Origin of the sequence: Mesorhizobium sp. CO1-1-7, assembly GCF_020164885.1 — a bacterium.
Classification (GTDB): Bacteria; Pseudomonadota; Alphaproteobacteria; order Rhizobiales; family Rhizobiaceae; genus Mesorhizobium; species Mesorhizobium australicum.
This window is the reverse complement of the sequence record NZ_JAIUHA010000008.1, coordinates 191,345-215,020: the sequence shown is the minus strand read 5'-3', so window position 1 is coordinate 215,020 and position 23,676 is coordinate 191,345. Positions and strand designations below refer to the sequence as shown.

The following is a 23,676-nucleotide window of genomic DNA, read 5'->3' as shown; positions in this document are numbered from 1 at the left end:
AAACAGCCAATGACCGACCTTGCCCGGTTTTGCCCGTATCGATGTTTCAATCCGGTTACATTGCCGGGCTCTCGTCACCTTTGCGCCGTTACAAGGCGCGATTAAATTCGTTTCATCGCAAAAAGAAAATCAACGAAGGGGATGACGATGCATGCGAAAGTCCAGATCACCAGCGGCAACCGCTTTCAAGCTCCAGAGCGCGCTGACCGCCGCCCGAAGCTGGCCCTTCGCCAGCGCGCCAGCGACCACCCGATGGGAATGTTCATGGCGCTGGCTGCTTGCGCCTTCGCCGGCATGGCGCTCACGCCGACGGTCGGCCCAGCCTTCGCTTCGTTGAACCCGCCCGCCAACGTCATCGAAGGCGCGCCGACCACGACCACGACCGCCCGCCTGCCTTTGCCGGCAATCGATTTCGCCTGCAGGGGGCAGGCCTGGGGCGCCGAGAGCGTGGATTGCCTGCGCGCCATTGCCGAGCAGTCCGGAACGCACAAGACCCGCGCGATCCGCATGATCGCCAACGCCGCGCCGCTGACCAGCACGCCCAACATCTTCTGATTTCTGCCTCTGCGTTTCTGCCGGGGCATGATCCCGAAACCGGTTCCCGTTTGGGGATCATGCCCTACCTCCCCGAGCGCTTCTCGGCGCTCGCTTAGGCTCCCGCCGCGATGTCGGCCGGGAGCCTTTTTTATGCTTTCAATGCGGCCTGCTCGGCGATGGTCGAAAGCACGCTGCGTACATCCAGCGTGCTGAACGGTTTTTCGAGGATCTGTGGCCGCTGCTGCGACGGCAAGGCTTCGACTTCCGCCTTCGCGCCGATCAGGTCGCCGGTGACGAGCACGAAACGCCGCGCCAGGTCGGGCCGTTCGGCGAGCAGTTCGCGGTAGATCGAAATGCCTGATATGCCGGGCATGCGCAGATCCGAAAAGACGATATCGGGGGGCATGTGGCCACCCAAGGTGGCGGCGCCCGATTCCCAGAGCGGCGCGATCCGCGACTTGATGCCCATCAGTTCGAGAATATCGGACAGGGAACCGGCGACGTCAGGCTCGTCATCGATGATCAGCGCATGGCGCAGGCCGCTTGATCGTGGCTGGCTTTCGCCGGCGGCGGCGATGCCCGCAGAGATCGCCGGCAACTGGACGACGAAACGCGCGCCTCTCGGCAACACCTCCTCGAACCAGACATTGCCGTTGTGCCGTTCGATGATCGATTTCGAGATCGACAGGCCAATGCCGGTGCCGACGCCGACCGGCTTGGTGGTGAAATAGGATTCGAAAATGCGCGAACGGATGGCTTCGGGAATGCCGGGCCCGTTGTCCTCGACCGAGAAGCCGGGATTGCCCCGATCGCTGCGGAAGCTCCGCACCTTGATCAGGCGGTCGCCGGCGACGCCGGCCAGGGCATGCTGGCTGTTGATGAGGAAATTGGCCACCACCTGTGTCACGTGGTCGGCATCGGCCATGGCGAGCAGCGGACCCGGCGCGAAATCGGTATCGATGACGATGCCGCTCGACCGCGCGCCGTAGGCGGTCACTTCGAGAGCGGCGCGGATCACCTGGTTGAGATCGGTCTCGGCCTGCGCCGCCGGATGGAGGCGGACCATCGACAGGAAGCTTTTGACGATACGTCCGCAGCGCTCGGCGGCGGCACGCACCTTTTCGGCCCGGACCTTGGTCTGCGGATCCGAGGCGAATTCATGCAGCAGCGTCGACTGGGCCACGACGACGGCCAGCGGATTGTTGAGTTCGTGCGAGACGCCGGCAAGCAGCGAGCCCATCGCCGCCATCTTCTCGTTCTGGTGCAGCTTCTCGCGCTGCCGGTTGATCTCTTCCTCTGCGCGCAGCCTGTCGCGCAGGTCGCGGATCGAGCCAAAGATCAGGCGGCGGTCGGCGACCCGCATCTCGGTCGCCGTCAGTTCGATCGGAAACACCTCGCCGGCGGCATTCTGCGTCACGGTCTCGAGCCGCTGGCCGACCATCGGGGCGCCACGGCCGGACATGTAGTCGGCGCCCGAGGCATAGCCCTTGCGGTAGTATTCAGGAACGACCGTGTCGAGCAGGTCTTTGCCGAGGATATCGCTGCGCAGGAAGCCGAACATCTTCTCGGCGGCCGGATTGAATTCGATGATCGACCCGGCCTCGTCGATGACGATAATGGCGTCGAGCGAGGCCTGCAGCATGGTGCGGCGGATCACTTCGCTGGCATGGGCGTCCGAGGGGGAGTGTTCGATGGCGTCGCCTATGGCGAGGGCGATGATGTGCAGCGTCGCCTCCTCCTCGTCGGTCCATTCCCGCTCTTCGACGCAGTCATTGACGGCCAGCGTGCCCCACAAATGGCCGTGCGCGAAGACCGACACCGACAGGAACGACTTGATGTTCTGCTTCTCGAAATCGGCCCTCAGGAATCCTTCGAGATCGCGCGTATGGCCAGCGAAAATCTTGCCCTGCCGCTCATCCTCGGCCAGCCGCTCAAGCAGCGGATCCGAATTGACGATCGACTGCATGATGACGGTCGGTGAGGCCAGTTCGCCGCCGAAGTCGGGATCGATCCAGTAGGCAGCGACCGACTGGGCGAAACCCTGGCCGGACAATTCGCGCAGGCGGAACAGGATGCCGCGCTGGCACTCCATGGCGTGGCACAGCGTCTCCAGTATGCCGTCCATTTCGCGCTGCCAGTCGCCGGCCTCGCGCAGCCGGCGCACGACACGCACGGCGGCCATCGCCGCGCCCTGCCTGAAACCCTGCATGTCCGTGCTTGCCGTGTCGCCCGTCATTGTCAGCCATTAGTCCAGAGTCACGCCAATCGATCGGCTGGCAACGGCTGCGGAGCGGAAACCTCCTCGGTCTGACGCTCAGTTGCCGTCGCCGGCCGACAGCGAGAAGATATAGCCTTCGCCACGCACCGTGCGCAGGAATTTCGGGTTGGCCGGGTCCGTCTCGATCTTCTTGCGCAGGCGCATGATGCGGATATCGACGGCGCGCGACGATTCCGGATCCTCGGTGAAGCCGATCGCCTCGGAGATCGCAGCCCTGGTCAGCAGCCGGTTGGCGCGGGTCAGGAAAACCTCCAGCACGTCGAATTCGCTCTTGGCCATGTCGATCACCGTGCCGTTGGCGCCGGTGACCATCCTGCCGTCGAGATCGGCCTGGAAGGGGCCGAAAGCGACGGAGCGGCGATCCGTGCTGGCTTTCCTGTCCCGCGGCTCCGTCGGCTGGGGAACACGGCGCAGCACGCTGCGCACCCTGGCCAGCACCTCGCGCAGTTCATACGGCTTGACGATATAGTCGTCGGCGCCGAGTTCCAGTCCGACGATGCGGTCGAGCGCGGTGCCGGCAGCGGTCGCATAGATGATGCCGATCGGCATTTTCGAGCGCAGCCAGCGGCCGAGCGACAAGCCATCCTCGCCCGGCATGGCGATGTCGAGGATAGCCAGATGGAAGGACTGCGTCTCGATCAGGCGGCGCGCGGCGGCCGCGGTTTCAGCGGTCGAAACATCATAGCCGGCGGCGCCGAGATATTCGGCGACCGCGTCCCTGAGGTCGGGCTCATCCTCGACGATGACAATTCTTGCCCGCACGATGCTCTCGCTCCCACTTTCAGTGGAAAGTAGATTGGGTATAAACATGATGTCCAGCACTCATATCCGGTTGCCAGGGAACGGTTGGAAAACATGGCCGCACGAGCCGTCATTGCGCTTGTTTCCGTCGCCGAGGTCGTCGCGAGCGAGCTTGCCGACCATCTCGAGCGGCGCGGCCACGACGTGCGCCGGGCGCGGCAGCCTTGGGAGGCGGAATCGCTGCTGGCGGGCGGCGGCATCGACGTTGTCGTCGTCGGGGACAGCCTCAGCCAGGCGGAAGGGCGGGATCTGCTCAGGCGTTTTGGCGGCCAAACTGGGGGTGGGGAGCATGGACCGGATTTCATCCTGATATGCCGGCCGGCCGATCTCCTCGACAAGGTGTTGGCGCTCGAGCTCGGCGCCGCCGACGTCGTCGAAAGTCCGCTCAATGTCAGGGAACTCGCCGCGCGTGTCGGTGGCCTGCTTTCGCGGCGCGGCAGGGGTACCCAGGAGCTGATCGTGCTGGAGAACGCAACCGTCGACCTGAGATCGGCGATGGTCATGCATCGCTCCGGTACGCAGGAGCAGCTCTCGCCCGGCCAGGTGGCGCTCCTCAGGCTGTTCCTGGCGAGCCCGCGCAAGGTACTGACGCGGGACGACATTATCGCAGCCGCGCCGGCCGAGAATGCCGACGCCTTCGATCGCTCGATCGACTCGCGCATCGTGCGGCTGCGCCGCAAGCTCGACACCGAGACCATCACCACCATACGCGGCGCCGGCTACAGGTTCGATCCGCCACGGCAATTCGCCGACTGACGGCTGTGTTTTTCTGCTGGTTCGTCGGATGAGCATCGGACTTTCCATTTTCCCGCGCCGATGCCCGCGAGGTTCAGCGCACCACCAGCAATGACGGGCCCGAGGCCATTTCGCCGCCGACGGCGAACTCGCTTGCGTGAGCGCGTTCCTTGAGCAGCACGCTGGCGAGTGCGGCAAAGCCGAGCAGGCCCTGCGCATAGAGCAGTGCGGAAAGCACGGAAGCCGCGAATTTTGTCTTCATGATCTGAATTCCCCAAAAAGATGACTGTGTAGCGGGTCGCTTCAGGAACTCCCGAAGTGCCCGCGCCGCCCACGGAGCCCCCCGTCGCGGCGCGGGCCTTCGGTCCTCTCGGCAGCAAGTTGCCGGAGGGGCCGCGCAATGCCAGCAGCCGAAGGCCAACCCGCCAGAGGGCCTTCAACCGGGCGATGCGCAGGCTGGAAACGATCCAGACCGTGGCGCAAACAGGGCGACTTAGGGTCGAAATCTCGCTCGAACTCATCGCCGCCACCCGTGCACAGGGCCGCCGGCAATGGTGCCGCCGCCGACAGCCGCCGCCGTGATGCTGATCCTGGAGAGCCAGGAGCGTATGTTCGTTTTCGTTCCCTTGGTCGTTGCCGTCTGCTTTCGTTGCGTCAACTTTTGCATCCGGTCGGTATCCGGATCATGCCGCCCAAAACCGCACTTTGTTGCAGATTGGTTTCGGATTGAGACAAACTCTTTCATGTAGGAGACAACTCGAACTTTCGTTTCAGGGTGAATACCTGTGTCCTTTATCCCTTGGTCCCATGTCCGGAATGGAGCGCACTCAAACAGGGTGATTACCCTGTTAACCAATGGAAACACATTCGAAACACAAACGAGCATTTCGCGAAATCTTTCCGAAACATGCCGCCGGGATAAGCCGCCTCATCGAATTGGAGCCGGCCGGACCGGCAGAGAGAGGGGACATTCATGCACACCACCATTTCCGCGAAGTTCATCAACATCACCGCCGCCGCGCTCATGGGCAGTGCGCTTCTGTTCGGCGCCAACGCCGCCCATGCCGCCAACAGCATCGTTGCCCGCGTTTCGCTGTCGCAGCAGGTCATGGAAGTCTCGGTCGACGGCCGGCCGACTTTCGCCTGGAAGGTTTCCACTGGCGACAGGGCGCACGTGACGCCGACCGGCTCGTTCAAGCCGACGCGCATGCATGAGATGTGGTATTCGAAGAAATACGACAACGCGCCGATGCCGCACTCGGTGTTTTTCAGCGGCGGCTACGCGGTCCACGCCACCTATGCCATCAAGCGCCTCGGCCAGCCCGCCTCGCATGGCTGCGTACGGCTGCACCCGGACAACGCCGCCGATTTCTACCAGCTCGTCGAGACGTTCGGAGCGGCCAACACCAGCATCGTCATCGTCAAGTAGCAGGCAGGTTGCCGCATTCGGCCATGTGCCGGAGTTGCTGGAGCGATCGCCAAAAAAAGGCCGGAGAAATCCCGGCCTCTTTTTGTGTCTTGCGCCCCGTGCCTCAGCTCGGCAGCGCCGGCATCAGCTTGGGATCCGGCTTTTCCGCCAGATGCGGCAGGTCCTTGCTGGCGATGAAAGTATAGAACATCGGCACGACGAACAGTGTGAACATGGTGCCGACCAGAATGCCGGTGAAGATGACCAGGCCCATCGAATAGCGGGCCGCGGCACCGGCGCCGCTGGAAACGATCAGCGGCACCACGCCCAGCGCCATCGCCGCCGTCGTCATCAGGATCGGCCGCAGGCGCACCTTGGCCGAGGCGATGATGGCGTCACGCCGCCGCATGCCATGCAGTTCACGCTGCTGGTTGGCGAATTCGACCAGCAGGATGCCGTGCTTGGTGATCAGGCCGATCAGCGTGATCAGTCCGACCTGGGTATAGATGTTGAGCGTGCCGAGGCCCAGATTGAGCGGCACGATCGCGCCGAAGATCGACAGTGGCACCGCCATCATGATGATCAGCGGATCGCGGAAGCTTTCGAACTGCGCCGCCAGCACCAGGTAGATGACGATGACGGCCGCGCCGAAAGCGATCAGGATCGTGTTGCCCTGTTCCTTCTCCTGCCGGGACTGACCGGAATAATCGATGAAGAAAGTGTCGGGCAGGCTCTCCCTGGCGATGTCCTCGAGCACTTTCAAACCGTCGCCCGTGGTGACGCCGGGCAGCGGCAGCGCCGAGATCGTCGACGAATTCAGCTGGTTGAACTGCTCGATCGCCGCCGGCGACGCATTGTTCGAAATCGTCACCACGGCCGACAACGGCACCATCTCTCCCGTCACGCTGCGCACGAAGTATTCGCCGAGCTTTTCAGGGTTGTCGCGGAATTCCTGCGGCACCTGCGGGATGATGTCATAGGAGTTGGAGTCGCGGTCGAATTGCGCCACTTCGGCACCGCCGACCAGCAGCGTCAGCGTCCGGCCGATATCGGCGATCGGCAGGTTGAGCGCGGCGGCGCGGTCGCGATCGATGGTCACCGTCACCTGCGGTGCGTCATAGGCCATCGAATTCTGCACGACGATGAAGCGGCCCGAGGCCTGCGCCTTGTTCTTGATTTTCTCGGCTTCCTCGTAGACCTGAGCAGAATCGCCGGTCGAGCGCACCACCATGGAAATCGGCAAGCCGCCGCCAGAGCCCGGCAGAGTCGGCGGCGCGAAGACGAAGGCCTGGACACCCGCCACCTTGGCGATACGAGCCGTAATGTCGGCCTGCAGCTCCTTCGAATTGCGCTTCCGCTCCGCCCAATCCTTGAAGGCAAAACCGACGAAGGCGCTGTTGGTCGTGCCGCCGAAGGCGACGGCCGAGAACTGCGCCCGGGTCTCGGGAATGTCCTTCACCAGGCCCAGGATCTGATTGACGTAAGTCTCGGTGTAATCGGAGGTCGCATAGCGCGGCCCCGTCACCAGCGAGAGCAGGAAGCCCTGATCCTCTTCCGGCGCCAGTTCCGTCGAGGTTTTGGTGAACATGAAGCCGGTCACACCGACAAGTGCCAGCACGATGAGCAGCGTCAGCGGGCGATAGTTCAGAGATCCGGTGACGGCGCGCTCGTAGACATGCTCGACGCGCGCGAAAGTGCCGTCGACGATACGCTGGAAACGGCCGGCATTGCCGGGCTTCAGGAGGCGCGCCGACATCATCGGCGTGATGGTGATGGCAATGATGCCAGACAGCACCACCGATCCGGCGAGCGTCACCGCGAATTCGCGGAACAGGGCGCCGGTCAGGCCGCCGGTGAAGGCCAGCGGCGCGAACACGGCGGCCAGCGTCATGGTCATGGCGACGATGGCCGACGCGATCTCGCGCATGCCGCTGAAGGCCGCCTGCATGGGTGGCATGTGATCCTCTTCCATGTGGCGGTGGATATTTTCCACCACCACGATGGCGTCGTCGACCACAAGGCCGATCGCCAGCACCATAGCCAGCAGCGACAGAAGGTTGATCGAATAGCCTACCGCGAACAAAAGGAAGCAGACGCCGATCAGCGACAGCGGGATGGTGATGATCGGCATCAGCACCGAGCGGAACGAACCGAGGAAGAGGAGGATGACGACAACGACGATGGCGACCGCCTCGCCGATGGTCTTGAACACTTCGTCGATCGAGGCGCTGATCTGTCCGGTCGCGTCGTAGACGACTTCGATCGTCATGCCCTTCGGCAGCGTCTCCTGAATCTGCGGGACGAGCTTGGTGAGTGCCGCCGCCGTGGTCAGCGGATTGGCTGCCGGGGTCGGGAAGATGGCGAGGAAGGTGCCGGGCTTGCCGTTGAAGGAAACCCTGGTGTCGGTGTTCGCGGCCGCCAGTTCGACGCGGGCCACGTCGCGCAGGCGCACGACATTGCCGTCGGTCGAGCGCAATGGCAGCGCGGCGAAGGCTTCCGGTGTCTGCAGCGTCGAGCGCACGGTGATCGACGAGACGACATATTCGTTCTGGGTGTTGCCGGGCGCCGACAGGAAGTTGGAATTGTTGATCGCCGCCAGCACTTCGGCCGCCGTCACGCCGCGCGCGGCAAGCCTGACCGGGTCGATCCAGACGCGCATCGAGTATTCCTGGGCGCCGAAGATCTGCACGTCGGCAACACCTTCGACCGTCGACATGCGGGGCCTGATGACGCGCTCGATATACTCGGTCAGCTGCTCCTTGGTCATGTTCGGATTCTGCATCGAGATGTACATCATCGCGAACTGCTGACCCGTACCCTTGACGATGACCGGGTCCTTGGAGGCGTCCGGCAAAGTGCCACGCACGCCCTGGACCTTGGACAGCACTTCGGTCAACGCGACGTCTGGGTTGGAACCGAGCTTCATCTGCACTGTCACGGTGCTGGAGGAGGGACGGCTGGACGAGGTGACGTAGTCGATGTTCTCGGTCGAGGCGACGGCGCGCGCGATCGGGGCGGAAATGAAGCCCTGGATCAGATCGGCGCTGGCGCCCGGATAGGCTGTCGTGATTGTGATCGCGGTCTCGTCGACCTTCGGATACTGCCGGATCGACAGGTTGAATATGCCCTGGAAACCGAGCAGCAGGATCATGCAGGCAAGAACCGTCGAAAGGACGGGCCGGCGGATGAAGAGATCGGAAAAGCTCATTGCTGGTCGGCCTGCTTGTTCGCCGATTTGGTCGGGTCGATCGTGTTGTCGACGTTGACGGTCATGCCGTTGAAGAGGCGGTTCTGGCCCGCGGTGACGACCTCGTCGCCGGCCTTCAGCCCTTCGACGATCTCGACCATGCCTTGATTGCGGCGGCCCGGCTTGACGAAGACCTGTGACAGCACAAGCGCCGGTTTGTCGCCTTCCGCCGCCGGCTTGGCCGGATCGGCCGCTGCTGGCTTGGCGGCATCGGCAGCGGCCTTGTCCGCTGGCTTGGCTGCGTCGGCGGCCGGCTTCATGGCATCGGCGGCGGGTTTCATGGCGTCTGCCGGCTTGGCGTCTGCCGCCTTGGCATCCGCAGGCTTGGCATCCGCAGGCTTGTCAGTGGCCGCCGCCGGCTTTTCGTCCGGCTTGGCTGGCTGCGCCGGGGCCGCCCCGGCGGGCTTCGCCGGCTGCACCACGAATATGTAGTCGCCATAGAGGCTGGTGGTCAGTGCCGTCTGCGGCAGTGACAGCACGTTCTGCTCCTCGGGCAGTTCGACACGCACCTGCACGAACTGACCTGGGGTCAATTTGCCTTCGGGATTGGCAACTTCCGCCCGGATGTTCACCAGCCGGCTGGAGGGGTCGATCTTGGGGTCGATGCCGCGAATGGCGCCGGCAAAGGGCATGTCGTCGCTGCCGCCAAGGCCCAGACGGACCGTCTGGCCAATCTTGAGCAGCGGCAGCTGCTGTTCGGGAACCGAGAAGTCGACCCGCATCGTGTCGAGGTCCTGCAGCGTCACCACCGCGGTGCCGGGTGCCAGATACTGGCCGAGGTCGATCCTCGGAATGCCGACCGTGCCGGCGAAAGGTGCGGTAAGCTGCTTCTGGTCGAGCACGGCCTGCAGCCTGGTCACCTGGGACGCCGAAGCGGAGGCCGCCGCACGCGCCGTGTCCAGCGTCGAGTCGGAGCCAACACCACGCCTTGTCAGTTCGACGGCGCGGGTCAGCGTGGTCTGATCGAGTGCCGCCTGCGCCTTCTGCGCATCGAGATCAGCGCGCTCGACGGCGTCGTCGAGTTGCAGCAGCACTGCGTTGGCCGCCACCTTCTGGTTGGCATGGAAGGGGATTTCCTTGACGATGCCGGCGGTCTCGACCGTCAGGTCGACACCGCGCACGGCCCGCACCGTACCGATCGCCTCGACGCCCGGTGTCCAGTTCGACGGCTTGGCGATGGTTGTCGACACGGTCGCCGCCGGCGGCTTCATGGTGGCGAAATACTGCTTGATGCCGTTGTCGCGCAGGAAGTTGAAACCGACTATCCCGCCGACCACGATGACGAGCACGGCAAGGACCACAATAACGATAAAGACACGGAGTATGCGCTTGAACAAGGAAGTCCCCTCAGTCGAAAATCCGGCGCGAAGCGCGGACATCGGGACACATATCGACTGCGGGTCCCGATTTCAAATAGTGGCGGTCTTACTGTACCGTCTGGACGGTCTTGTCAATTGGGCCTAAGCTTGCGATGGGAGGCGCCATGAGAGCCCAACGACCGAACTCGCGCGAGAAGATTCTCGCCGCGGCGGCTGATGTTGCCCGGGAATCCGGGCCCGGCAGCCTGTCGCTCGATGCCGTCGCCAACCGCGCCGGCGTGTCGAAGGGCGGGCTGCTCTACAACTTCCCCACCAAGGCGAAATTGATGCAAGGCTTGGTCGAAGGCTATCTGCGCGATTTCGAGCAAGCGCTGGAATCCGCCAACAGCAACGACAAGGGCAAAAATCCCCTCGCCGTCTATATCAGGCTGTCAGCCGAGGATTGCGAGGAGAAGCAGCCATCGGCATCCTGGATATTCTCGGCGATCGCCGAGGATCCCGATTTCATGATGCCGATCAAGACATTCAAGCGGCAGCTTTTCGAGCGGTTGAAGGGCGAGGCGCCGGACCTCAAATCGCTTCTGGTCTGCTATCTCGCCATCGAAGGGCTGCGCAGCATGAACCTGTTCGATTCCGACGTGCTGTCAAAGGACGAACGGGACCTGCTGGTGTCGTCACTTCTCGATATCGCCAAATAGGCTTGCCTGCGCGCGAGGAGGACGACGCTGCCGCGATCGTTCAATCGACGGCGCTTACAGGGCCTTGCCCGTCGAAGGATCGAACAAGCGAAGCGCGGCCTCGTCGAAGGCGAGGTTGCGCTGTTCGCCCTTGGCGAATTGGACGCGCGGCGGCAAGCTGGCCGTCAGCCGTTGCGTGCCGATCCGCGCCGTGGTGACCAGCTCGGGGCCGGTCAGTTCGACGACCTCGATCTCGACGGGCAGTGACAGCTCCGCGGCGGCTCCGGTCGCCGCACGCAGCGCTTCCGGCCTGATGCCGACGACCATTTGTGCACCCTCACGTGCCGCATTCGCATAGCGTGCCGGCACGGGGATCCATACATCGGATCCGGCAATGGCCAGCTTGCCGTCGGTGACGGTGGCCTGCAGCATGTTCATCGACGGCGCGCCGACAAAGCCGGCGACGTAGAGTGTCGCCGGGTCGTTGTAGATCTCCTCGGGGGTGCCGAGCTGCTCGATCCGGCCGTCGCGCATGACGGCGATGCGGCTGGCCAGCGTCATCGCCTCGATCTGGTCATGGGTGACGTAGACGACGGTCGTCCGCAGCATTTGGTGCAGGCGCTTCAATTCCGTGCGCATTTCCAGGCGCAGTTTGGCGTCGAGATTGGACAGCGGCTCGTCGAACAGGAAGACCTGTGGCTTGCGCACCAGGGCCCGGCCGATGGCGACGCGCTGGCGCTGGCCGCCGGAAAGCTGACTCGGCTTGCGGTCGAGCAGAGCCTCGATCTGCAGCAGCCTTGCCGCTTCGTTCACCGCCCTGTCGCGCTCGTCGGCCGCGACGCCGCGCATCTCCAGTCCGAAGCCGATGTTGCGGCGCACGGTCAGGTTCGGATAGAGCGCGTAAGACTGGAAGACCATGGCGATGTCGCGGTTCTTGGGGTGCACGCCAAGGATCGAGCGGCCACCGATCAGGACGTCGCCGCTGGTCGCTTCGGCAAGGCCGGCGATGATGTTGAGCAGCGTCGATTTTCCGCAGCCCGACGAGCCGAGCAGCACCAGGAATTCACCGCTCTGCAGCGCGATGTCGATGCCTTTCAGCGTCTCGACGCTGCCGTAGCTCTTGCGGATGCCATGGATTTCAAGCGCGCTCATGCATGGGACCCCTCAAACTGCATCGGCCCGCCATAGTTGCGGGGCAAGGTGGAAATGGCGCGCGAGGCGACGTGCGTAGCGGCGCGGAGGCAAGCGGACAGCGGCCGTTCCTGTGCCAATGCGGCCAGGAAGGCGGCATTGAAGACGTCGCCGGCACCGATCGTGTCGACCACCCTGACGTCGGGCGCGGCGGCTTCGACGAGAGTGCCGTCCGGGCCGATGGCGATGGCGCCTCGTGGCCCGCGCTTGACGACGAAGGTCGCGCCTTGCCTCATGCTGGATCGGATTTCACGCGCCGCTTCCGCCGGACTTGGCAACCCCGCCAGGGTCACCGTCTCAACCTCGTTGAACAGCGCCAGCGCGCAGCGCGACAGCCATGTCCTCGTCGCGGCGCAATTGGCCGCGGTCCAGCCATCGATCGGCCAGCCTGTATCGAGTGCCACGGCAACGCCGTGGCTGTCGGCCCAGTCGAAAAAAGCATTGTAGTCGCGCGTGAGGTCTTCCGTCAGGAAGGAGCCGCAGAGCAGGGCGTAGCCACCGGAGAGTACGGGGCCGTCGAGAACCGACAAGACATCGGCGAGGCCGAAGCGTGGCAAGTGCCCGCGTGTGGTGAAGAAGGTCCGTTCGCCATCGGGGTGGGTCATCCCGACCGACAATGTCGTGCCTTCGGGCCGGATAGCCCATTTCGCGGCGCGGACGCCAAAAGCCTCACCAAGCCAGCGGCCGAACTGGTCGTCACCGACATTGGCGGCAATCGCAAAGTCGACGCCCAGCGCTTGCCAGGCGAGCCCGGTGTTGCCGGCCTGGCCGCCGACGCGCAATTCGTCATGGTCGACGACGGTCTCGGTTCCCGCCTTCGGCCATGGCGCGACCGGGCCGACGATCAGGTCGACATTGACGTTGCCGATCACCGCGAGCGGGCGCATCACTCGCTCCTGGTGATCTTGGTGGTGCGCACCGGCGTGCCCGCATTGTCGACGCGACCGTCCGCGAAGGCGATCATCAGGCGCTGTGCCACCGGCAGCATTGCGAGGATAGCGGCCATCCCCGCGGCTGGTTTGAACGTGAGCGTGACGGCCCCGGCGACCGGCGCTTGTCCGGACGCGTCAAAGATGACCAGCGGCGCGCCGGTTTCGACCACCGAAAGTGCCATCGCGGTCACCAGCTCCGAAGTCGGGTCGGCGCCGCGAAACAGGACAACACCGATCTGCGGGCCAAGCATCTCCATCGGCCCGTGCCGCAACTGGCCGCCTTCGAGCGAAAAGCAGGGCAGCCGCGACAGTTCGGTCAAGCCAAGCGCCAGGGCTTCGGCCACGCCCTGCAGGCGGCGGCCGGAGGTGACGATCGTATCCACCTTGCCAATCGCGGCGAGTGCTTGGGCGATATCGCAATCCTGCGGAGCTTCGAGCATGGCAAGGGCAGGGGCCGGATCCTCCCCCAAAGCCGCCAGGATGGCCAGGTGCAGGGCCAGGGTCACGGTCAGGCTGCGGGTTGCGGCGAAAGCCAGCTCCGTGCCGCCGGCGCCGACCAGGCAAGGCGCGGTGCGGGCGAGAAATGAACCGCCTTCGAGCGTCAGGCCGAAAACGTCCGAGCTGCCGCCGGCCTGCGCAAACCATCTGACGACTTCGGCGCTCTCGCCGGATTGCGAAGTCACAAGCACCGTCCGGTCCGCCAGCGGCAATGGTTGGCCGAGCTGCTCGGACAGTGGCAGCGCCAGCGCATCGATGCCGAGTGCACGATAGAGCGGCTCGACGGCACGGCCGACCGCGTGCGAGCCGCCCATGCCAAGCAGAAGCAGGCGGCCGCTCTTCCTGATCGAAGCGGCGACGTCTGCCGCCATGGCAGCGTTGTTCTCGAACGAAGCACGCGCATCGGCGTGCTGGCGCGCCATTTCGCGGTCGATGGCGGTCAGTCCGGCCGGCCGTTCTTTATCTGCAGTCATGTTCATCCTTTCACACCGCCGCTGGTCAGGCCCGAGATCAGCGCCCGCTGCATGAGGAGGCCGATCAGCACCGGCGGCAAGGCGGCCAGCACGCCAGCCGTGGCAATCAATCCGTAGTCGGAAACACGGCCGCCGGCCAAATCGGCGATGGCGACGGTGAGCGTCTTGGCGCGCTGGTCGGAGGTAAACAGCAGCGCGTAGAAGAATTCGTCCCAGGCCAGCAGCACGGCGAATAGTGCCGATGTCGCCATCACGGGCGCGGCCAGCGGCAAGGTGATGATGCGCAATGTCTGGAACAGGCCGGCGCCGTCGATCATCGCCGCGGCCTCGATCTCGCGCGGGATGGAATCGAAGCCGGATTTCATCAGCCAGGTGGTGAAGGGCGCCAGTATGGTGAGATACACAAGCGCCAGGCCGAAGACATTGTTGAGCAGGCCAAGATGCGACAGGCCCATATAGAGCGGCACGGCGAGCGCCACCGGCGGCAGCATGTAGGTGGCGATGACCATCGACAGCGACCAGCCGATCGACGGTGTGCGCGAAACCGCCCAGCCGGCGGGGATGGCCAAGGCGAGTGCCGCCAGCGTCGCCATGGCGGCGATCTCAAGACTGTTGCGCAGCGACGAGGTGAAGGCGGCGCCGGCGCTGTTTTCGGCCGTCGACAGCAATTGCCGGTAGCGGGAGAAGTCGGCTGCCTGCGGCCACCAGCGCAGCGGCTTGGCCGCAAGATCGGCGGCCGGCGAAATGCTCATGATGAACAGCCAGGCGATAGGCGCCAGGATGATGGCGGCAAGCAGCAGCGCGCAGCCATAAATGAAGACGGTGAAGGCGAGGCTCTTGCGCTCCATCAGGCGGCGCTCCCGGCGGTCTTTCGCACCAGGGCGGCGTAGGCGACGGCGAGCAGCGTGACGAGCAAGGTGACGATCAGCGCCAGCGACGCGCCCGAACCGGCGCGCTGGAAGGAGAACGCTTCCTGGTAGACGAGGATCGAGAGTGTTCGCGTGGTGTTTGCCGGACCGCCGCGTGTCATCACCCAAATGATATCGAAGACCTTGAAGGCCTCGATGGTGCGCAGCACCAGCGCCACCATCAGCGGGCCGGCAAGATAGGGCAGGATGACGAAGCGGAAACGGTTGAACGGTCCTGCTCCATCAACCAGCGAGGCGGCGGTGATGTCACGCGGCACCGCTTGGAGGGCGGCGAGCGCGATCAGCGCCACCAGCGGAAAGTTCTTCCAGCAGTCCGCAACGATGAGGGCAGCCAGCGCCGTTCCCGGCTCGCCGAGCCAGGACCGATAGGCGTCGATGAGGTGCAACTGCGTCAAGGCGGCATTCAGCGCGCCATATTCGGGATTGTAGATCAGCCGCCACAGCGTGGCGTTGACCACCGTGGGCAATGCCCAGGGCAGGATCATCAGGGCGCGCAGGATTGCGCGGCCGCGAAAGTCCTGGTTGAGCAGCAGGGCGGCGAGGACGCCGATCACCATTTCGGCGGCAACCGAAATAATCGCGAACAGGGTCGTGGTGATCAGTGTGCGCGAGAAGTTGGTGCTCGACAGCATGTTGGAATAATTGTCGAAGCCGACAAAATTGCCAGCCGTGCCGACCAGCTTGGCATCGGTGAAGGAGAGCCCGACCGTATCGACCAGCGGCCAGCCGATGACGGCGACCATGACCACGAGCAAAGGCAGCATCAAGAGCCATGCGCGGGTCGTCATCCAGGTGCTCGACATCAGAGCAGCCTCTCTTCTCTCATCTGTGATCTGGACATAGCACGGGCGGCACTCGTGCATGACCCCGGAAATCGGAGGCCGATTTCCGGAAAGGATCATGCGCAAGATAGAAAGTGCTACAGCGTTTTTTACGCGTCATAAGGGACGCAACGCTGTAGTGCCGCCCGTATCGAACGACTGGCTTGTCTCAGAGGCCGCTGTTCTGCGCGGCGGTCTTCAGAGCGTCTTCCGGAGAAGACGTACCAAGCAGCGATTCCTGGATTGCCTGCTGCAGCGCGGTCGACAGCTCCTGGTATTTCGGCGTGGTCGGACGCGGATACATGGCGGCCAGGCCGAGCTTGGCGGCGGCGATCAGTTCTTCCTGGCCCTTGGTGACCGTAGGGTCGTCATAGGACGAGGCCCAGATCGGCAGCGAGAGCTTGGCGTACTGGTTCTGCGTCGCCTGCGAGGTCATGAAGGTGATGTACTTCCAGGCTTCGTCCGGATGCTTCGAGACCGCGGTGACGCCGAGACCCATCGAACCGTTGACGGCCGACACTTCGCTGGTGCCGGCAACGCCCGGCGCCGGCACGACGCCGACCTTGCCGGCCACCTTCGAGTCCTTCGGGTCGTTGGCCATGTTATACATGTAGGTCCAGTTCAGCGCGAAGGCGGCATCGCCGTTTTCGAAAACCTTGCGCACGTCCTCTTCGAGGAATTCCTTGGAATTGGGATTGGTGAGACCCGACTTGTAGCTGTCGACCATGTATTTCAGGGCCAGCAGGCCGCCGCCATTCTGGAAGTCCGGCTTGCCGTCCTTGAGGAAGTCGCCGCCATAGGCGCTGACCAGCGTGGTGTAGTCGCAGATGGCCGCTTCCGCCTGCGACCAGCTCCACGCGATCGGCGTCTTCAGCAGGCCCTTGTCCTGGATGATCTTGGCCTGTGCGCCGAGCTCCTCCCAGGTCTTCGGCGGGGCCTTGATGCCGGCCTTTTCCAGGATATCCTTGTTGTAAAACAGGTATTTGGTGTCGAGGATCCACGGCATGCCATAGGACTTGCCGTCATACTGCACCGTGGTCCAGGCGCCGGGCAACACGCCCTTTTTCATGTCGTCGGTGATCTTGGAAGACACATCGACCAGCACCTTGTTGGTGGCGTATTCGGCCGGCCAGATGACGTCGAAGAGGACGACGTCATAGCCTCCGCCCGACCCTTGGGCGAGCACGGTCTTGTCGTGCAGGCCCTCATAGGGGACGAATTCGAGATTGACCTTGACGTCCGGATTGGCCTTGGTGAAGGCATCCGTCATCGCACGCACGTCAGCCTCGCTGTAGGCAGCCTGCGCCATGAAAAGCGCGTTGAGGGTCGTCTCGGCGAAAGCGTGGGGGACGAACAGTCCTCCGGCAAAAATCGCGCCGACCAGTGTCTTGGTGATCGTCTTAAGCATTTTCTTCTCCCATTGCAGCGTTGACGGGCCGGCGCTGCCAGATGTTTGGCATCGTCTTCCCGGATCCATGTCGCGTGACCTGATGGTGCCGGCTGACCAGTGGCGACAGGCGGAAGCCTTTGCCTTCTTGTTTTGCGGTGCTCGGTTACATTAAGTCAACTCGCTTGACTTAATTAGTCGATCAATATTCTAATGGTGTCAAGAGGGGAAACGCCGGTGGACGACATCAGCCCGATTCGTGCCAAGAGCGGCACCAACCAGGAAGGCACGAGCGCGCATAACCGCCGTGTCATGGTCGAGGCGCTGCGTCTCAACGGCGCGCTGTCGCGGGCCGATCTGGCGCGAGCGACGCAGCTTACCAAGCAGGCGGTTTCCAACATCATCGAGGACCTGGAACGCGACGGCCTGGTCGTTGCGCTCGATGCGGTGCGCAAGGGCAGGGGGCAACCGTCGACCCCCTACAGGCTGGTGCCTGAAGGCGCTTTCGCCATCGGCCTTCAGATCGACCGTCACCTGACGCGGGCGGTCGCGGTCGACCTGATGGGCAGCGTGCTGGCGCGGGCCGAGGCGAACCTGCCTTTCGATGAGCCCTCCAGGGGCGTCGAGGTGATCCTCGGCCTGATCGATGGCGTCCGGCGCGAACTGGCCGGTATCTCGTCGCAGTCGGAAAAACGCCTCGTCGGTCTGGGTGTCGCCATGCCCGGACCGTTCGGCCTGAAAAATTCGGATGATAAATGGATGATGCCGGCCTGGCAGAAATTTCCGCTGCTGGACATGCTGGCCAAGGGCACGGGACTGAATGTCGGCCTGCAGAACGATGCCGCCGCCTGTGCGACGGCCGAGCGCATCGTCGGCGCCGCGCACGGCGTCGACCACGCAGTGTGTCTTTATGTCGGCTATGGCATTGGCGCCGGACTGATCCTCAACGGCGAACTGTACAGCGGCGGCCATGGCAATGCCGGCGAAATCGGCATGGCCTTGCTGTCGCCGGCCGGTCCCGGCTCGACACCGCTCGAACATCGCGCGTCGCTCGCCTCGCTTTACCAGCATCTTGGCCTCGATCCCGCCGACGAGGACCTCTACGGAAAGATCGGCGCGCTGGCCGCGGCGGGTGATGTGAAGATCATGCGCTGGATCGAGGGCGCGGCCCATGATCTGCGATGGAGCGTGCATCTCATCGAAACCATCTTCGACCCGCAGACAGTCATCCTGACCAGCGGCGCGCCGGAAGCGCTGGCGCGCCGGCTCGTCGAGGCCATGCATCCGCTGCTTTCGTCGATCGCCGACCGGCCAGGCCGGACCTTGCCGCGCCTGCAGCTCGGCACCACCGATCCCTGGTCGATTGCGTTGGGAGCCGCAGCGGCGCCGATCAGCCGCGCCTTCGATCCGCTGTTCTCGGCGATCCTGAAGACACGCTCCGGTCCCGCCTGAAGGCGACCGCGCGTAAGGCCAAGCCTCTCCCGGCGTCACACAGGGTTCATCGTCCGGACATAGCGTCTTTTCCAGTTCTTTGCTGCAATGCAATAGGAGTGGGACATGGTGGACATAGTTTCTAGTGAGGCGGGCATTCCAAGGCCGGATCATCCGCTGGATAGTTCGGGTGGCGCGAAGTGGTTCCTGCCGGTCTTCGGTGTGCTGGTGCTGGTCGGCGTGGTCTATGTCGGCTACGCACTTAGCCAGGACCTGGCGGTGGCCAAGACGGTGCCGTGGATCCTGCTCGGCATCGCCTTGCTGATCGCGCTCGGCTTCGAATTCGTCAACGGGTTCCATGACACCGCCAATGCGGTGGCGACGGTCATCTACACACGCTCGCTGCCGGCGGAGTTCGCCGTCATGTGGTCGGGCGCCTTCAATTTCCTCGGGGTTCTCACTTCCAGCGGCGCGGTCGCCTTCGGCATCCTGTCGCTGCTGCCGGTCGAGCTGATCCTGCAGGTCGGTTCTTCCTCCGGCTTTGCCATGGTGTTCGCACTGCTGGTGGCCGCCATCCTGTGGAACCTCGGCACCTGGTTCCTCGGCCTGCCGGCGTCGAGCTCGCACACGATGGTCGGTTCGATCATCGGCGTCGGCCTCGCCAACCAGTTCATGGCACCTGCCGGCAGCGCCACCAGCGGCGTCGACTGGTCGCAGGCGACCAATGTCGGCGTGACCCTGCTGGTGTCGCCGATCATCGGCTTCTTCGCCGCGGCGATCCTGCTCTACGCGATGAAGCTTCTCGTCCGCAATCCGGCGCTCTACGAGGCGCCCAAAGGCAATGCCCCGCCGCCCTGGTGGATCCGCGCGCTGCTGATCTTCACCTGCACCGGCGTCAGCTTTGCGCATGGCTCCAATGACGGCCAGAAGGGCATGGGCCTTATCATGCTGATCCTGATCGGCGTGGTGCCGACGGCCTACGCGCTCAACCGCACGCCCGACATCAACTATCTCGAAGCCTACAAGTCGGCCTCGGTCAGCGTGGAGACCGCGCTGGGCAAATATGTGAAGCCCGGTGTCACCGTCGCCGATGCGAAGGATGCCAAGGCGGCCGTGCAGGATGCCGTGCGCACCCGGAGCTGGAGCGACAAGACGACCGTCGCTCTGCAGAGCTACATCCACAACACAACGGCCGAGCTGCAGCCTTACGCTTCGGTCGACACCGTGCCGACAGATCTGGTCAGCAACGCCCGCAACGACATCTATCTGATCGGCGAGGCGCTGAAACTGATCGACAAGAAGCAGTTGCTGCCGATGGAGGCCGCCGATCTCAAGGCGGTCACCGACTATCACAAGGCCGTCGACAACGCGACGAAGTTCATCCCGATCTGGGTGAAGGTCGCGGTGGCCCTGGCGCTTGGCCTGGGCACCATGGTCGGCTGGAAACGCATCGTCGTCACGGTCGGCGAGAAGATCGGCAAGAGCCACCTGACCTATGGCCAGGGCGCTGCCGCCGAACTCGTGGCGATGGTCACCATCGGCATGGCCGACCGCCTGGGTCTGCCAGTGTCGACGACCCATGTGCTGTCGTCCGGCGTCGCCGGAACCATGGCTGCCAACGGCTCGGGCCTGCAATGGTCGACGGTGCGCAACCTGCTGCTCGCCTGGGTGCTGACCCTGCCCTGCTCTATCACCCTGGCCTTCGTGCTGTTCATCCTCTTCCGCCAGGTGTTCTGAGCGTCAGAAGCGACAACACTACCGACGGCGCCACATTGGCGCCGTCTCGTTTTCCGGCGACAGGTTCGCGACGATTTCGGGCGGCAGTCATGAACGACGCATCGCATCTGGCCCTGCTTGCCGTCGACGACCAGCATCCGGCGCCTGGCCTGGTCTGGGCTTATCACCGCTTGCCAGGCAAAACCCCGGTGGCGCTTGCTCCCCGCGATATCGGCGCGGCACTGGCGATGCGTGAAGGCTGGGTCTGGCTGCATGTCGATCTCGTCGACCAGCGCGCCCATTCCTGGGTCAGCCACGCCTGCGCCTTGCCGGCCTCTGCCCATGCAATCCTCGAAGGCCATGAGGACAGCCCCGCGCTGGCGCATGAGGATGGTGTCGTCCATGGCATTTCCGCCGACCTGCACAGCGAAATCGCGCGTCAGTCGACCACCATCGGGAGATTGCGCTTCGCGGTCTCGGAGCGGCTGCTGGTGACCGGCCGCCGCCATTCGCTGGCAGCGGTCGAGGAGGTGCACGAGGAGCTGGCCGCGGGGCTGCGGCCCGCCACCGCCTTCGAACTTTTCGAGGCGATCGTGCTGGCGTTCTGCAGCAGCACCAGCCTGCGGCTCGCTGCCGCCACCAAGCGGCTCGACGAAGTGGAAGATCATTTGGTGACCGAGCGGCTTGCCGACGAAAGGCGGCGGCTGAAAGATGTTCGCCGTCTGGCGGTCTCCCTGCACCGCCCGATCTCGGCGCAGGCGGCACTTTTCCAGGACGAGGACCGCTCGGACTGGAAGCTGTCGGCGGGGGCGCACGAGATCCTGCGCCGGCTTACCACGCGGCTGGAAAGGCTCGACCGCGAAGTCGTCATGGTCAACGACCGTGCACGGCTGTTGCAGGAGGAGGTCGCCGCCGAGCTCGGACGAATCCAACCGCAGCCTTAAGGCGCTGGCTGTGATGAGCGCGCTGCTTCTGCCGGGCTCGCTGATTGTCGGCATGTTCGGCATGAACACCGCCGGGCTGCCGCTTACGCAAACGCCGGGCGGATTCGAACTGGCGCTGTTGATCGCGGGGGGCGCGACCGGCCTGTTCTACTGGCTCCTGCTGAGAGCCGGCGCCAATCTTAGGTTCTGAGCCAAAATAGACAGCTAGAGCGGCTCTGCGTTCCGAGGAAACGGAGAACCGCTCTTGGGTCGCTCAGGTCGGATCTTCGCGATGCAGGTCGTGGATGGTGACGCCGTCGGCATTGGTCGGCAGCATCAGCCACTTCTTGTGACGCAGCGTGCGCTCGGTGTCCTCGAGGCCCATCTCCCAATGCTCGCGCATCGAGGTGCCCGAAAACTCATAGTCCTTGGCGTGGCCCTCATAGCCTTTGTGCTGGTAGATCAGGTGGACGATGTTGACGACGCCGGCGTTGGAATAGTCGGCGATCAACTCCTGCTCGCCTTCCCTTAGCTGCTCCGACGGCACGCGCTTCAGCGCATCGAGCAGCTTCATCTTCAGCGCATGGATGCGCTCGAAATTGTCGGTGTTCTGCCGCGTGCGGCTCGAATACATGATGTCCTTGTGGCGCGACAGCACGTCGGCCATGCCGCGCGGCAGCACGCCGCGGGCGCTGAACAGATCGACCTGGAAGACCAGCGAGGAACGGTCCTCTTCCTGGTCGAGCAGGTATTGCAGCGGCGTGTTGGAGACGATGCCACCATCCCAATAGTACTCGCCCTCGATGCGGATCGAAGGAAAGGCCGGCGGCAGCGCGCCGCTGGCCATGATGTGCTCCGGCTCGATACGCACCTTCTCGGTGTCGAAATAGACGAAGTTACCGGTCCTGACATTGACCGCGCCGACGCTCAGCCGCTTCTTGCCGTCGTTCAGCACGTCGAAGTCGATCAGGCTCTCCAGTGTGTCCTTCAATTCGGCGGTGTCGTAGAAGCTGGTGGCGCCTTCGGCGCCCGACAGCTGGAACCAGGGATTGGGATTGCGCGGCTTGAAGAAGCCGGGCTGGCCCATCGTCATCGTCATCAACGATGAGGTCTGGTTGCGAATATCGCGGTAGATGTCGCCTTCGGGCGTATAGGACCAGATCTTGCGGCCGGAAATCGTCTGCCAGAACTGTTCCAGCCGCTGCAGCCGGCGGCTCGGCTCGTTGCCTGCGATGATCGCGGCATTGATGGCGCCGATGGAGACGCCGGATAGCCAGGTCGGCTCGCAGCCGGCATCGGCCAGCGCCTGATAGACCCCGGCCTGATAGGCGCCGAGCGCGCCGCCGCCCTGAAAGACCAGCGCGATACGGTCATACTGCGCCGTGATTTCCTCGATGGTGGCGGCGGCTGCCTTGTTGCGGTTACGATCAAGCACTGACTTTCTCCAGCTGGGTTGCGCTGGCAGCGGATCGGCTGTGGTCAGCGAGGTAATCATGCACGACTTCGCCCAGGCCGAGCGTCAGATCGGCCTTGAAGTGAACCGCCGACACGATGTCGAGCACGGGCAGCTTCGCCACGTCGGCCATGACATGGGGCCGCAGATCGAGCGCCGCGGGCGCCGTCCAGGCTTCCTTCAGCGTGATATCGGTGAGGTAGTAGCGGACCAGCTCGCAGATGCGCGGCGTGCCGTCGACATGGGGAATGATCTTGATGAGGAAATTGGGGGCGGCGAGCGAGGCGAGTACCTGGTCATGATCAGCCTCACGATGCTTGTAGCCCATCGTGCCGGTGGCGCACAGAACGCTGCCATAGTGCAGCGTGCCGACGATCACCTCGCCTTCATGGACGATCTTGGGATTGGCGAGCTTCTTTGGAAACCCCCACAGCTCGCGACCGCCGGCAATCGGCGCGTCATCGTCGAGATACATCGAATGGACGTAGCCGCCATGCTGGCCCTTGTAGCGCACGGGAATGACCTGACCGGTCTCGGTGTAGTCGCCGAAGCCGGTGGAGTCCGGCATGCGGATGAATTCGTACTTGACCAGCGGCTCGTCGATTTCCAGCGGCGCCGGCACGACGGCATCGAGCGCCTCGCGTGTCGTGCGATAGGTGATGATGATGTATTCGCGGTCGAAGAAGCGATAGGGACCCGGCGGGAATGAGGGATTGGTGAGCGGCATCGCATAGGCGCGCTTCACGACATCGGCGATTTCCATGCTGGTGCCCCAAGGTTCTGTCGGACGAATTCATTCAGGAAGGACCGCGCGAATGCGCAACGGTTATGTTGCACGGCACCATGACAGTGCCGTGTCAGCCTAACGACCATGGTTTCCGAACCGGGCGAGGACAAGCAGGCGTTGTCGTCTGGCTGTA

Annotated in this window: 21 protein-coding genes; 8 read left to right on the top strand and 13 right to left on the bottom strand. The window is 64.0% G+C overall.

Annotated features, from left to right (window positions below; all coding sequences use genetic code 11):
• Positions 1-147 precede the first annotated feature (147 nt).
• On the top strand, positions 148-555 hold the full coding sequence (locus tag LB516_RS19265; RefSeq protein ID WP_224720199.1) for a hypothetical protein: 408 nt from the start codon (positions 148-150) through the stop codon (positions 553-555).
• A 130-nt stretch (positions 556-685) separates the two neighbouring features.
• Here LB516_RS19265 and LB516_RS19260 read toward each other — a convergent pair whose 3' ends face one another.
• Together LB516_RS19260 and LB516_RS19255 are read right to left on the bottom strand one after the other, a co-directional pair.
• Positions 686-2,773, bottom strand: coding sequence for an ATP-binding protein (locus LB516_RS19260; protein ID WP_224720198.1), 2,088 nt, complete (start codon positions 2,771-2,773; stop codon positions 686-688).
• Positions 2,774-2,851: 78 nt separating this feature from the next.
• Positions 2,852-3,625 (bottom strand): response regulator, encoded by a 774-nt coding sequence (locus LB516_RS19255; protein WP_224684117.1) that lies wholly within the window; start codon positions 3,623-3,625, stop codon positions 2,852-2,854.
• 45 nt (positions 3,626-3,670) lie between these two features.
• On the opposite strand from LB516_RS19255, the gene LB516_RS19250 reads away from it, so the two are divergent.
• On the top strand, positions 3,671-4,372 hold the full coding sequence (locus tag LB516_RS19250; RefSeq protein WP_140874884.1) for a response regulator transcription factor: 702 nt from the start codon (positions 3,671-3,673) through the stop codon (positions 4,370-4,372).
• Positions 4,373-4,445: 73 nt separating this feature from the next.
• Here LB516_RS19250 and LB516_RS19245 read toward each other — a convergent pair whose 3' ends face one another.
• Positions 4,446-4,613: a hypothetical protein gene (locus LB516_RS19245; protein ID WP_015315429.1), complete on the bottom strand. Its 168-nt coding sequence runs from the start codon at positions 4,611-4,613 to the stop codon at positions 4,446-4,448.
• 711 nt (positions 4,614-5,324) lie between these two features.
• Here LB516_RS19245 and LB516_RS19240 point away from each other — a divergent pair.
• Complete coding sequence (locus LB516_RS19240; RefSeq protein WP_224587925.1) at positions 5,325-5,780, top strand: L,D-transpeptidase; 456 nt, start codon at positions 5,325-5,327, stop codon at positions 5,778-5,780.
• 103 nt (positions 5,781-5,883) lie between these two features.
• Here the strand turns inward: LB516_RS19240 and LB516_RS19235 are convergent, their stop codons facing one another.
• Both LB516_RS19235 and LB516_RS19230 read right to left on the bottom strand, forming a co-directional pair.
• On the bottom strand, positions 5,884-8,967 hold the full coding sequence (locus tag LB516_RS19235; RefSeq protein WP_015315432.1) for an efflux RND transporter permease subunit: 3,084 nt from the start codon (positions 8,965-8,967) through the stop codon (positions 5,884-5,886).
• Positions 8,964-10,343 carry an efflux RND transporter periplasmic adaptor subunit gene (locus LB516_RS19230; RefSeq protein WP_140789826.1) on the bottom strand — a complete coding sequence of 460 codons (1,380 nt, stop codon included), beginning with the start codon at positions 10,341-10,343 and terminating at the stop codon, positions 8,964-8,966. Before LB516_RS19230 ends, LB516_RS19235 begins: the two co-directional genes overlap by 4 nt.
• Before the next feature lie 146 nt (positions 10,344-10,489).
• Between LB516_RS19230 and LB516_RS19225 the strand changes: the two genes are divergently transcribed.
• A complete protein-coding gene (locus LB516_RS19225) occupies positions 10,490-11,023 on the top strand; it encodes a TetR/AcrR family transcriptional regulator (RefSeq protein ID WP_015315434.1) in 534 nt (177 codons plus the stop codon).
• Between the two features lie 54 nt (positions 11,024-11,077).
• Here the strand turns inward: LB516_RS19225 and LB516_RS19220 are convergent, their stop codons facing one another.
• From LB516_RS19220 to LB516_RS19195, 6 genes are all read right to left on the bottom strand, one after another.
• On the bottom strand, positions 11,078-12,154 hold the full coding sequence (locus tag LB516_RS19220) for an ABC transporter ATP-binding protein (protein WP_224720197.1): 1,077 nt from the start codon (positions 12,152-12,154) through the stop codon (positions 11,078-11,080).
• Positions 12,151-13,080, bottom strand: a complete 930-nt coding sequence (locus LB516_RS19215) for a PfkB family carbohydrate kinase (RefSeq protein ID WP_224720196.1) — start codon at positions 13,078-13,080, stop codon at positions 12,151-12,153. Before LB516_RS19215 ends, LB516_RS19220 begins: the two co-directional genes overlap by 4 nt.
• Positions 13,080-14,102: an SIS domain-containing protein gene (locus tag LB516_RS19210; protein WP_041163308.1), complete on the bottom strand. Its 1,023-nt coding sequence runs from the start codon at positions 14,100-14,102 to the stop codon at positions 13,080-13,082. Before LB516_RS19210 ends, LB516_RS19215 begins: the two co-directional genes overlap by 1 nt.
• Positions 14,099-14,944, bottom strand: coding sequence for a carbohydrate ABC transporter permease (locus LB516_RS19205; RefSeq protein WP_224720195.1), 846 nt, complete (start codon positions 14,942-14,944; stop codon positions 14,099-14,101). Before LB516_RS19205 ends, LB516_RS19210 begins: the two co-directional genes overlap by 4 nt.
• The gene (locus tag LB516_RS19200; RefSeq protein ID WP_140720142.1) at positions 14,944-15,828 is read right to left on the bottom strand and encodes a carbohydrate ABC transporter permease; all 885 of its coding nucleotides are present in this window, start codon (positions 15,826-15,828) and stop codon (positions 14,944-14,946) included. The genes LB516_RS19205 and LB516_RS19200 overlap by 1 nt, the downstream gene beginning before the upstream one ends.
• 187 nt (positions 15,829-16,015) lie before the next feature.
• Entirely contained in the window at positions 16,016-17,254 is a 1,239-nt protein-coding gene (locus LB516_RS19195; protein ID WP_224720194.1) for an extracellular solute-binding protein, read from the bottom strand.
• 216 nt (positions 17,255-17,470) lie between these two features.
• On the opposite strand from LB516_RS19195, the gene LB516_RS19190 reads away from it, so the two are divergent.
• The 4 genes from LB516_RS19190 (at position 17,471) to LB516_RS28905 (ending at position 21,514) form a co-directional block, all read left to right on the top strand.
• Complete coding sequence (locus LB516_RS19190; RefSeq protein ID WP_224720193.1) at positions 17,471-18,685, top strand: ROK family transcriptional regulator; 1,215 nt, start codon at positions 17,471-17,473, stop codon at positions 18,683-18,685.
• 105 nt (positions 18,686-18,790) lie between these two features.
• Positions 18,791-20,401 (top strand): inorganic phosphate transporter, encoded by a 1,611-nt coding sequence (locus tag LB516_RS19185; RefSeq protein WP_140662928.1) that lies wholly within the window; start codon positions 18,791-18,793, stop codon positions 20,399-20,401.
• An 89-nt stretch (positions 20,402-20,490) separates the two neighbouring features.
• A complete protein-coding gene (locus tag LB516_RS19180; RefSeq protein WP_263492585.1) occupies positions 20,491-21,324 on the top strand; it encodes a CorA family divalent cation transporter in 834 nt (277 codons plus the stop codon).
• Positions 21,325-21,337: 13 nt separating this feature from the next.
• On the top strand, positions 21,338-21,514 hold the full coding sequence (locus LB516_RS28905) for a CorA family divalent cation transporter (protein WP_263492584.1): 177 nt from the start codon (positions 21,338-21,340) through the stop codon (positions 21,512-21,514).
• Between the two features lie 63 nt (positions 21,515-21,577).
• On the opposite strand, the gene LB516_RS19175 is transcribed toward LB516_RS28905, so the two are convergent.
• Together LB516_RS19175 and LB516_RS19170 are read right to left on the bottom strand one after the other, a co-directional pair.
• Positions 21,578-22,738, bottom strand: a complete 1,161-nt coding sequence (locus LB516_RS19175) for a patatin-like phospholipase family protein (protein WP_140616764.1) — start codon at positions 22,736-22,738, stop codon at positions 21,578-21,580.
• Positions 22,731-23,519 (bottom strand): acetoacetate decarboxylase, encoded by a 789-nt coding sequence (locus LB516_RS19170; protein WP_224720192.1) that lies wholly within the window; start codon positions 23,517-23,519, stop codon positions 22,731-22,733. The genes LB516_RS19175 and LB516_RS19170 overlap by 8 nt, the downstream gene beginning before the upstream one ends.
• Positions 23,520-23,676: the final 157 nt, after the last annotated feature.